Source organism: Streptomyces sp. sk2.1, assembly GCF_008120935.1.
Lineage (GTDB): Bacteria > Actinomycetota > Actinomycetes > Streptomycetales > Streptomycetaceae > Streptomyces.
The window spans coordinates 687,359-697,465 of the sequence record NZ_RDBO01000077.1 but is presented as its reverse complement, the minus strand read 5'-3'; the positions used below and the strand labels follow the sequence as shown (position 1 = coordinate 697,465).

Genomic DNA, 10,107 nt, shown 5'->3' with positions numbered 1-10,107 from the left:
GCTCCCACCTGCACGCCATCGAACTCCAGGGGGCCGGCGCGGCTGCCTGGGCGGGCGGTGCGAACGACGGGGCGGCGGCCTGCGGCTGGGGGGCTGCGGGCTCCTCCTCGGCGACCTCGCCGCCGAAGTTCTTCAGCAGCGCTTCGAGGCCGCCGTCGAAGCCCTGGCCGACGGCGGCGAAGCGCCAGACGTCCTTCAGGTAGAAGTCGCCCAGCATCACCGCGCGCTCGGTGCTGAACTCCGAGCCGTTGAAGGCGTACCTGACGACCTCCTCGCCCCCCGCGACGACCCGGATGTACCCGGGGCCGATCTGGGACATCTGCCCGGCCCCGTCGATCGTCGCGGTGAACGACAGCTTGTGGATGTTCGCCGGAATGCGGTCCAGGGTGACGCGGAACGACTCGGTGTCGCCTGCCTGGGCACCGAGGAGCTGAATGGACTCCTCGGGCGATTTAGGCTGATTGAAGAAGATGAAATACCGGTCGTCGGAGAGTCGCTCCTCGGCGTCGAGGCCGAAGCAACTGATGTCGAAGGTCAGTCCCGACCCGGCGATCTGCACACCTACGTACAGGTCTGTCCCCGGCGTGAGATCGCTGATCTTGGCCTTGTGGCCGCGTTGGAATTCCCTGGCCATGCGTAACGACCGTCCCCCATCCCGAATGTGAATGCGTCGCGCCAGGCTAACCGCAAACTCCGACATTGAGCTAAGCCGGTACACACCTGGTACGGAATCGCCGTATGTCACTCACCGCGTGCGGCGGGCAACTGCGGCAGCCGGTCGGCCGCCACCACGCCCTCCAGGTAACCGCGCGCCCGCTCGGTGCGGGGGTACGCCTCCAGCAGCCGCCAGAAACGGGGGCCGTGACCGGGAACGAGCAGGTGGGCCAGCTCGTGGACCAGTACGTAGTCGACGACGTACTCGGGCATGCCCTGCAACCGGTGCGACAGGCGGATGCTGCCCTCCGCCGGGGTGCAGGACCCCCATCGGGTGTTCTGGTTGGTCACCCAGCGCACCGACGCCGGCCTGGCCCGGCCCTCGAAGTACTGGGCGGACAACCGCTCGGCGCGCTCGGCCAGCTCGCCGTCGCCGAGGACGCGTCTGCTCTCCTGCGCCGCGAGCCGGTCGAGCATCACCCCGACCCAGCGCTGCTCCTCGGCCTCCGACATCCGGGCCGGGATGAGCACGATGGTGCGGTCGCCCTCGCGGTACGCGGAGACCGTTCTGCTGCGGCGGCTGCTCCTGCGGACCTCGACCGCGCTCGTCGCCGAGGCACGGGGCGGACGGTCCGGAGCCTCGCGCCGCCGGGTTCCGGCGCCACTCACAGGGGTCCCCCCGGCGATTCCGGGTGACGGGTCGGCGGGCACGCCACGACGTTACCCGGAATCGGCGGGGGAAGTCCCGCCTCCGGAACGGTTCGTGTCCGATCCGCGCCACAGCACGCACCATTTGAATGACTAATACCCCCTACCTGTGGATAACTTTCCGCACGTTTTGGCGCCGGGTCGCATTCTGACAACGGATCTCGCGAAGATCCGGGCCGCGGCCCACGCACAGAGACCGAGGAACACAGACCGGGGGTAGTCGTGCATCCGATGTTGAAACCCGCACTGCGCCGCGCGTGGCGCGGTCGGGGCACCGTGCAATTCGGGGTGACCCATGCTCATGCGGTGAAGTTCGGCCCGCTGGATATCGCCACGGGCAGTTTTCTGGAACTGCTCGACGGGACGCGCGGTCTGCCGCTGCTGCACGAGGAGGCCCGCACACTGGACCTGTCGGAACATCAGGTGGACATGCTGGTGAACCGCTTGGCGAGCGCCGGTCTGATCGACGACGTCCGGGCCGCCGGCCCGGAGACCGAGGCGTTGCGGAACCGGCCCGGTGCGTTGGAGCGGCACCGCCCCGACCTGGCGTCGCTCTCCGTCGTCCATCCCGAACCGGGCGGCGGGATGCGCCGGATGGCGGCCCGCCGTGCGATGCGGGTCCAGGTGCGGGGCGCGGGCCGGGTCGGAGCCGCGATCGCGGCGGTGCTGTCGGGGGCGGGTGGAGGTTCTGGACGGTGGGCACACGGAGCCGTGGGACGTCTCGCCCGGCGGGCTTCCTCCGACATCCGTCGGTGAACGCCGGGACACCGCGGCCCGGCAGTTGGTCCGCAGATCCGCCATCGGCGCGACGCCCCGGACGGCGGAGTCGGCGGGTTCCCCATCGAATGGCGAGCCGGGGCTCTCGCTGATCGTGGTCGCCCCGCGCGACGGCCTCGCGGTGTACGCCCCCGACCCCCGTCCGGCCGAACCATGGATCGCGTCGGGCACTCCTCATCTCTACGCGGGGGTGATGGAGGCGACGGGAGTGGTCGGTCCGCTGGTCCTGCCCGGGGGCACCGCCTGCGCGGGGTGCCTGGAGCTGAACCGCGCGGACGGGGACGAGCAGTGGCCCAGGATGCTGTCCCAGTGGCGGTCCGGGCGGCGGGCCGCCGTGCAGGCCTGTGACCTGGGTCTGGCGACGGCGGTGGCCGGGTTGGCGGCCGCCCACGCGTTGTCCTTCCTGGACGGGGAGTTGCCCGCGAGCACCGGGACGCGCTGGGAGACGGCGCTGCCGCTGCTGGACTGGCGGTCCGAGCAGATCGGAGCGCATCTCGACTGCTCCTGTGGAGCGGCCGGGCATGTTGGGAGGGAGTGCTCCTCCGGGGCCGGAACCACGCACGACACAATGGCCGGGTAACCGCCGCGCCCGGCACGGCAGTCTGGGATTTGGAGGGGCTCATGTCTGATCTTCCCCGGAAGGCGGTCACCCGTACCGCCAAGTTGGCCGCCCTGCCCTTGGGGTTCGCCGGTCGCGCCACGTGGGGCCTGGGCAAACGGATCGGCGGGAAGTCCGCGGAGTTGGTCGCCCGGGAAGTCCAGCAGCGCACCGCGGACCAGCTGTTCAAGGTCCTGGGCGAGTTGAAGGGCGGGGCGATGAAGCTGGGGCAGGCCCTGTCCGTCTTCGAGTCGGCGCTGCCCGAGGAGGTCGCCGGTCCGTACCGGGCGGCGCTCACCAAACTCCAGGAGGCCGCGCCCCCCATGCCCAGCGGCACCGTCCACGCGGTGCTGGAGGAACGGCTCGGCGAGAACTGGCGGGAGTTGTTCCTCGAATTCGCGGACACCCCGTCGGCGGCCGCCTCGATCGGTCAGGTGCACCGGGCGGTGTGGCACGACGGGCGGGACGTCGCGGTGAAGGTGCAGTACCCGGGTGCCGGAGAGGCCCTGCTCTCGGATCTGACCCAGCTCAGCAGATTCGCCCGGGTGCTCGGCCCGTTGATCCCCGGCATGGACATCAAGCCGCTCATCACGGAGCTGCGCGACCGGGTCTCGGAGGAGCTGGACTACGAGCAGGAGGCACGGTCGCAGCAGGACCACGCCGAGGAGTTCGCCGACGATCCCGACGTCGTGATCCCCGAAGTGGTGTACCAATCCGACCAAGTGCTGGTGACGGAGTGGATGGACGGTGTTCCGCTGGCCGACGTGATCGCGGAGGGCACACCGGAGCAACGGGACCGGGCCGGTCAGTTGCTCGCGCGGTTCCTCTTCTCGGGGCCCGCCCGCACCGGTCTGCTGCACGCCGATCCGCATCCGGGCAACTTCCGGCTGCTTCCCCCGGACGAGGGGTCGGGCGGCGAGGACGGCGAGGAGAGCCGGTGGCGGCTCGGGGTGCTGGACTTCGGAACGGTGGACCGGCTGCCGGGTGGTCTGCCGCAGCCGATCGGCGACTCCTTGCGGCTGGCGCTGGAGGGTGAGGCGGCGGCGGTCTACGAGCTGTTGCGCGAGGAGGGGTTCGTCAAGGAGTCGGTCGACCTCGACCCGGACGCGGTGCTCGATTACCTCCTGCCCATCATCGAACCGGCGCAGGTGGAGGAGTTCACCTTCACCCGGAGCTGGTTGCGCGCCCAGGCGGCGCAGATCGCGGACCTCCGCTCCCCCGCGCATCAGCTCGGCAAGCAGCTGAACCTGCCGCCCGCCTATCTCCTGATACACCGGGTGACGTTGAGCACGATCGGGGTGCTGTGCCAGTTGGGTGCGACGGTACGGCTGCGCGATGAGCTCGAAGCCTGGCTGCCGGGCTTCCTGCCGGAGTACGAGGAGGAGGACGCTGCGCGGGAACCGGTGGAGGACGAGCGGGAGGGCGTGACACCGGAACTGGTGGAGGACGCGCCCGCAGGGGCTTAGGCCAGGGCGACGCCACGGACGCGTTCCTGCCGGATGTGTTCCTGGCAGGTGCGTTCCGGCCGGTGTGTTCCCGGTCAGGGTGTTTCCGGCTGGCGCGTTCCGGTCGGGGCGGGGTCTTCGGCCGGAACGTCGGCGGCCGGGGGCCTCCTTGACGGGGCGCTGCTGAGCGGGGACCTGGCGGGTCACCACCAGGCGGAGTCGAGGCGGCTCTCGATCGCCCTGATGTGGGTGCGGGCGCACTGATCGCAGAAGTACTGGCGCCGGCCGTTCTCCACGGAACAGATCCAGGTCGGCGGTGCGCTCTCGCTGTCGGCGGAGGTGCCGCACAGGGCGCAGACGGCCGCTGCCTCGTCGCTCCGGGCGGACTGCTGAGCGGGCTGCTGAATCGGGTGATGGGTCTCCTCGTCCACGTCGTGACGATAACCCCGGTGCCGCCGCGCCGCTCGGCATCGTATGACGACACCGGCACGGCGGCACCGGCATGTGGCTCGGTCGCGTGTGGCACGACCGCGGGGCCGGTCCGTCCGGACCGGCCCCGCGGAAGGGGTACTGACTGTGGGTGCTGTTCGCCGCCGGGCGGAGCGGTTGCCCGGCGGCGGGTGTTGCTTCGACCTGGCTAGTGCATGACCGCCATGGCCAGCGCGCGGCGGGCACGCATCGAGGCGCGCTCCGCCCTGCGCTGCATCCGACGCGCGGTGACCAGGCGCACGGCCTGGCGTTGCGTGTCGGCTTCCCTCATGCGGTCGTGCATATGAGCACGCGCCAGGGCTTCTGGGATGAGTTGCATCTCGCGGGTCCTGTTCTGACGCGAGTCGTTCGCGCCGATGTTCGTGACGTTCGGTGTTGCGGAGCCGACGGGCTCATTCGTGGGGACGGACATGGGGGCCTGATTTCGGGGATCGTGGGTGTGGGGACGGTCAATGGTTCCGATGCGCTTCATGGGCTTGGGGGCCGTGACCCCCAGGTCGGCGATCACGCCGCGACCGGGTTCTTGCGCGGACGACCACGCGGCCGCTTGCGAGCAACGACAACACCCTGGATGAAGAGCTCACCGCCCCAGACACCCCACGGCTCACGACGCTCCTTGGCGCCCGCGAGGCATGCCTCGACGAGCGGACAGGTGCGGCAGAGCGACTTGGCGTACTCGACGTCGGCGGGCGACTCGGCGAAGAAGACCTCCGGGTCGTAGGAACGGCACGGAACGGGTACGCCGAGGTTCTCGATGGCGTCGTCGAGCGCGGTGAGCGCGGTGAGGGGGAGCAAGGTGGAGTCCTCCGTGAGGCCGGGCGGGGAGATCGTGTCGGAAGGCGGTACGGACGGGGCGTGCGCTTCGAGTTGCACGGTGGGTGGTGTCCTCGTCTGTTCGTTCCGGCCTGTTGACCGGGTGGCGGCTGGTACCGGGTGTTTCTTGTCCCGAGGCCCCTTCGCGCTGTCTCGTCCGTTCGGACAAAACAAAAGGGCCGCGGATCCCGAGTGGGGTTCCGCGGCCCTGAAGGCGCCGGCCTGATGGTGGATCAGGCTGGATGACTCCAGGGTTCAGGCCCACGGAAGGCCCACATCGTGTGGTGCTTCATCTGCTTCTTGGTGCCGAATTCCGCTCCCGCACCGACGGCGGCAAAGGCATAGGCCTGGGCCTGTCCCTTCGCTACTGCTGCTGCCGGTGCCTGGGTCGGTCGCTCATTGCGCTCCCGCACGGGGAGGCTCGCCGGGGCCAGCAGGCTGACGGCAGGAACGCCGGACAGACCGGTGCCACGGAGCGAGGACTCGGAGGAGCAGGCGAGGCCGAGCGAGCAGGCGGAGACGACGGAAAGATCGGTCAGTTTGTTGGTCTTGATGATGCTGATCACTTCAATCGCCTCCTCTCGGCGTCCAGGGGACCGGCGAACCGGTCCTGCGTATTCGGATAAGTACAGCACAGAACCAGGACTTCAGAGAAGCCGCTGTTTCCGTGGTTAAGAACCTATGGTGATGACTGGGGCGCGCGCAAACTATTTTTTCGACGAGTTTTCCTCAGCTCTCGTCAGCGGCTTCCCCGAGCACTTCATCCACCGTCCCACCTGCGCAAATGGTCAGGACCGCGGTCCCGAACCGGTCCAGCTTCCGCACACCGACGCCGGAGATCCCGGCCAGCTCGCCCTCACTGCCGGGCACGGCCTCGGCGATCGCCATCAGTGTCTTGTCGGTGAACACACAGTACGCGGGCTGGCCGATCTCCCTCGCTCTGACCGCCCGCCAGTCGCGCAGCCGCTCGTACAGCGCCTCGTCCATGTCGGAGGGGCAGTCGTCGCAGCGCATCAGCTTCATCTCGCCCGCGTCGGTGAGCGTTCTGCCGCAGACCCGGCACCGGGCGGGGCCACGTCGCCCGCGTCTGGTGACCGGGCCCTGTCCCTGGCTCTGGTGGCCCCTCTCGATCCCGCCGGTGGTCGCCGCCGCGCCGCGCCGCGCGCCGAGGGCCGCCGAACCGGGGCGCAGCCCGTTCAGGAAGCGGCTGGGGCGTCGTCCGGCGCGGCCGCCGGGCGAGCGGGAGAGCGACCAGGACAGCATGAGGTGCAGTCGGGCCCGGGTGACGCCGACGTACAGCAGCCGGCGCTCCTCCTCGATCTGCTCGTCGGTCCTGGCGTAGGCGATCGGCATCATGCCCTCGGTCAGCCCGACCAGGAACACGGCGTCCCACTCCAGGCCCTTCGCGGAGTGCAGCGAGGCGAGCGTCACTCCCTGGACCGTGGGGGCGTGCTGGGCGGCGGCCCGTTCGTCGAGTTCCGCCACCAGGTCGGAGAGCGTGGCGCCCGGCTTGGCCCGTTCGAAGTCCTCGGCGAGCCGGACCAGGGCGGCCAGGGACTCCCAGCGGTCCCGCACCGCGCCGGAGCCCGCGGGCGGTTCCGGGGTCCAGCCCTTGGTGGAGAGCACCGCACGCACTTCCGCGGGCAGCCCCTCCGCGTCGTCGAGCAGGGAGTCGTTGCTCCCCGCACGGGCCGCGCCGCGCAGGGCGACGCCCGCCTCCCGCACCTCCGCCCGTTCGAAGAAGCGCTCCGCGCCCCGCAGCTGGTACGGCACGCCCGCGTCGGCCAGGGCCTGCTCGTAGACCTCGGACTGGGAGTTGACCCGGTAGAGCACGGCGATCTCACCGGCCGGGACGCCCGCCGCGATCAGGTCGCGGATGCGGCGGGCGGTGCCCTCGGCCTCCGCGGGCTCGTCGGCGTACTCCGTGTAGGCGGGCTCGGGGCCGGGGTCGCGCTGCGAGATCAGTTCGAGCCGGTGTTCCGCGGCGCGGCCCCGGGCCTGGCCGAGCAGTCCGTTGGCCAGGTGGACGACCTGGGGGGTGGAGCGGTAGTCCCGGACGAGTTTGACGACCGTCGCTCCGGGGTGGCGGGTGCGGAAGTTCAGCAGGTGGTCGGGGGTGGCCCCGGTGAAGGAGTAGATCGTCTGACTGGCGTCACCGACGACGCAGAGGTTGTCCCGGTCGCCGAGCCAGAGGTCGAGCAGCCGTTGCTGGAGCGGGCTGACGTCCTGGTACTCGTCGACGACGAAGTGCTGGTACTGGCGGCGGACGTGGTCGGCGATGTCGTGCCGGTCCTGGAGGATGGCGACGGTGAGCAGCAGCACGTCCTCGAAGTCGATCACCGAACGGTCGCGCTTCAGCTGCTCGTACGTCGCGTAGATCTGGGAGATCTCGGCCGGGTCCCTGGGGGCGTCGCGCTGGGTCTTGGCGACCGCGGCCGGGTAGTCGGCGGGGACGGTCTGGGTGACCTTGGCCCACTCGATCTCGCTGGTGACGTCCCGCAACTCGTTGCGGTCGAGGCGGATGCGGCAGCGGGCCGCGGCCTCGGCGACGAGCTGGACCTTGCGCTCCAGCAGCCGGGGCAGGTCGCCCCCGACGGCCTTCGGCCAGAAGTACTGGAGCTGGCGCAGGGCGGCGGAGTGGAACGTCCGTGCCTGCACACCGCTCGCGCCGAGCTGACGCAGCCGTCCCCGCATCTCGCCCGCGGCCCGGTTGGTGAACGTGACGGCGAGCACGCTCGTCGGCTGGAGTATCCCCGCGCGCACCCCGTAGGCGATGCGATGGGTGATCGCACGCGTCTTGCCCGTACCGGCTCCGGCCAGCACACACACCGGGCCGTGCAGGGCCGTGGCGACCTCGCGCTGCTCGGGGTCCAGACCGTCGAGCACGGCATCGGCCGACTCGGGGACCTGCGGGAAGAGGGGGGAATGCGTTGCTGCTGTCACCCCGCCATGCTGCCAGGTCGCAGGAGACGGACGCGGAAGTTGTCCACAGGGGGGCCGCATTCGTCGTACCGGCCACGCCCTACCGACCGGGCCGACCGATACGGGCGGTGCCCGTGAGGGCAAGGGGTGCGGTGGTACGGCAGTGCGGCGGTACGGCGGGGGCAGGGGGCAGGGGGCAGTGACGGGAATGGTGGTCGGCTCGCGTACGTTCCCCTTCCGGGCGGTGCCGCGTTCCGCGGTGGCGCGCTTTCCAGCTTCTCCGCACGACGGATGAGACTGCGAAGAGAACGGGACCGGGTCCGAGACCGAGTCCGAGAAGACGGACGAGCCAGAGGAGCACGAAGACATGCCGGGCACTGTGACGATGTACAGCACCACGTGGTGCGGCTACTGCCGTCGGCTCAAGAGCCAGATGGACCGTGAGGGCATCGCGTACAACGAGATCAACATCGAGCAGGACCCGGAGTCCGCGGCCTTCGTCGAGAAGGCCAACGGGGGCAACCAGACCGTTCCCACCGTCCTGGTGGTCGGTTCCACGGGTGCCGAGGCCGTCATGACGAACCCGTCCCTGGCGCAGGTGAAGCAGGCGCTCGCCGCCTGATCCCGCGGCTCCCGTCCCCCGTGGGGGACGTCCGCCCCCTCCGGTCGCGGAGGGGGCGTTCCCGTACGCGCCCGTCCGATGCCGGTACCGATCCGGGGGTGGGCCCGGCGTGCGTCAGCCGATGCTGCCCGGCTTCGGGAGCGGCTTGCCGTACCAGAGCTCGATCAGCCGCGCCGCGATCGAGATGCCGTACGGGGGCAGGATCTCGCCCGACTCGAAGGCGGCGGTCAGGTCCTCGCGGGAGAACCAGCGGGCCTCCTCGATCTCCTCGCCGTCCACGTTGATCTCGGAGGAGGTGGCGCGGGCCATGAAACCGAGCATCAGGCTGGAGGGGAACGGCCAGGGCTGGCTGGCGACGTACTCGACCTCGCCGACCGTGACCCCCGCCTCCTCGAACACCTCGCGCGCCACGGACTGCTCGATCGACTCCCCCGGCTCGACGAAGCCCGCGAGCGTCGAGAAGCGGCCCTCGGGCCAGTGCACCTGGCGGCCCAGCAGGGCGCGGTCCTTCTCGTCCGTCACCAGCATGATGACCGCCGGGTCGGTGCGCGGGTAGTGCTCGGCGCCGCAGGCCGGACAGCGGCGGATGTGACCGGCCGCCGCGATGACCGTGCGCTCGCCGCAGCGCGAGCAGAAGCGGTGCAGGCGCTGCCAGTTCTCCAGCGCCACCGCGTGCGCCATCAGCCCCGCGTCGCGCGGGCCGAGCAGCAGGCCGGCCTCGCGCAGGCCGGCCGGGCGGGCGGGCTGGTCCATGCGGCCGGGCAGGGAGTCCTTCTGGAGCGCGAAGTAGCTGACGCCGTCCTCGTCGGTGCCGAGGAAGTAGCGGTGGGTCTCGGTGATCGGGGCCTCGAAGGCCGGGGTCATGACGATCTCCGTGCCGCCCTCGGCCGTGTCGTCGATCAGCACCTGGCCGCCGGAGACGACGAACACGCGGGTGGTCGGGTGGCTCCATGCGGCGGCCAGCCACGCCTCGTCGAGGCGGTGGTGCGCCGCGCGGTCGATGCCACTGGGCGCGGTGAGACCGATGGGACGGTCCGCGGTGGCGTTGTCGAAGGTGCTCACAGGTGCTTCCTACTCCC

General features: G+C 70.7%; 10 protein-coding genes and 1 pseudogene. 3 read left to right on the top strand and 8 right to left on the bottom strand.

Annotation, left to right across the window (positions count from 1 at the left end):
* Both EAO76_RS46750 and EAO76_RS30370 read right to left on the bottom strand, forming a co-directional pair.
* The coding region (locus EAO76_RS46750; RefSeq protein ID WP_262375833.1) for a TerD family protein at positions 1 to 634 on the bottom strand (634 nt) is incomplete at its 3' end.
* A gap of 107 nt (positions 635 to 741) precedes the next feature.
* Positions 742 to 1,365: a M48 family metallopeptidase gene (locus EAO76_RS30370; RefSeq protein WP_148839096.1), complete on the bottom strand. Its 624-nt coding sequence runs from the start codon at positions 1,363 to 1,365 to the stop codon at positions 742 to 744.
* Between the two features lie 219 nt (positions 1,366 to 1,584).
* On the opposite strand from EAO76_RS30370, the pseudogene EAO76_RS30365 reads away from it, so the two are divergent.
* Both EAO76_RS30365 and EAO76_RS30360 read left to right on the top strand, forming a co-directional pair.
* A pseudogene (locus EAO76_RS30365) lies at positions 1,585 to 2,719 on the top strand (ThiF family adenylyltransferase).
* 41 nt (positions 2,720 to 2,760) lie between these two features.
* Positions 2,761 to 4,203, top strand: a complete 1,443-nt coding sequence (locus EAO76_RS30360) for an AarF/ABC1/UbiB kinase family protein (RefSeq protein ID WP_148839095.1) — start codon at positions 2,761 to 2,763, stop codon at positions 4,201 to 4,203.
* Positions 4,204 to 4,385: 182 nt separating this feature from the next.
* Here EAO76_RS30360 and EAO76_RS30355 read toward each other — a convergent pair whose 3' ends face one another.
* The 5 genes from EAO76_RS30355 to EAO76_RS30335 all read right to left on the bottom strand — a co-directional run bounded on the left by EAO76_RS30355 (position 4,386) and on the right by EAO76_RS30335 (position 8,427).
* Positions 4,386 to 4,613 carry a hypothetical protein gene (locus EAO76_RS30355; protein WP_262375832.1) on the bottom strand — a complete coding sequence of 76 codons (228 nt, stop codon included), beginning with the start codon at positions 4,611 to 4,613 and terminating at the stop codon, positions 4,386 to 4,388.
* A 206-nt stretch (positions 4,614 to 4,819) separates the two neighbouring features.
* Complete coding sequence (locus EAO76_RS30350) at positions 4,820 to 5,143, bottom strand: hypothetical protein (protein WP_148840388.1); 324 nt, start codon at positions 5,141 to 5,143, stop codon at positions 4,820 to 4,822.
* Positions 5,144 to 5,175: 32 nt separating this feature from the next.
* Positions 5,176 to 5,544 (bottom strand): WhiB family transcriptional regulator, encoded by a 369-nt coding sequence (locus tag EAO76_RS30345; protein ID WP_148839094.1) that lies wholly within the window; start codon positions 5,542 to 5,544, stop codon positions 5,176 to 5,178.
* 173 nt (positions 5,545 to 5,717) lie between these two features.
* Complete coding sequence (locus EAO76_RS30340) at positions 5,718 to 6,050, bottom strand: hypothetical protein (RefSeq protein ID WP_148839093.1); 333 nt, start codon at positions 6,048 to 6,050, stop codon at positions 5,718 to 5,720.
* Positions 6,051 to 6,213: 163 nt separating this feature from the next.
* Entirely contained in the window at positions 6,214 to 8,427 is a 2,214-nt protein-coding gene (locus tag EAO76_RS30335; protein ID WP_148839092.1) for an ATP-dependent DNA helicase UvrD2, read from the bottom strand.
* A gap of 346 nt (positions 8,428 to 8,773) precedes the next feature.
* On the opposite strand from EAO76_RS30335, the gene EAO76_RS30330 reads away from it, so the two are divergent.
* Complete coding sequence (locus EAO76_RS30330) at positions 8,774 to 9,028, top strand: mycoredoxin (protein WP_148839091.1); 255 nt, start codon at positions 8,774 to 8,776, stop codon at positions 9,026 to 9,028.
* 114 nt (positions 9,029 to 9,142) lie between these two features.
* Here EAO76_RS30330 and nudC read toward each other — a convergent pair whose 3' ends face one another.
* Positions 9,143 to 10,090, bottom strand: coding sequence for an NAD(+) diphosphatase (gene nudC, locus EAO76_RS30325; protein WP_148839090.1), 948 nt, complete (start codon positions 10,088 to 10,090; stop codon positions 9,143 to 9,145).
* Between the last annotated feature and the right edge of the window lie 17 nt (positions 10,091 to 10,107).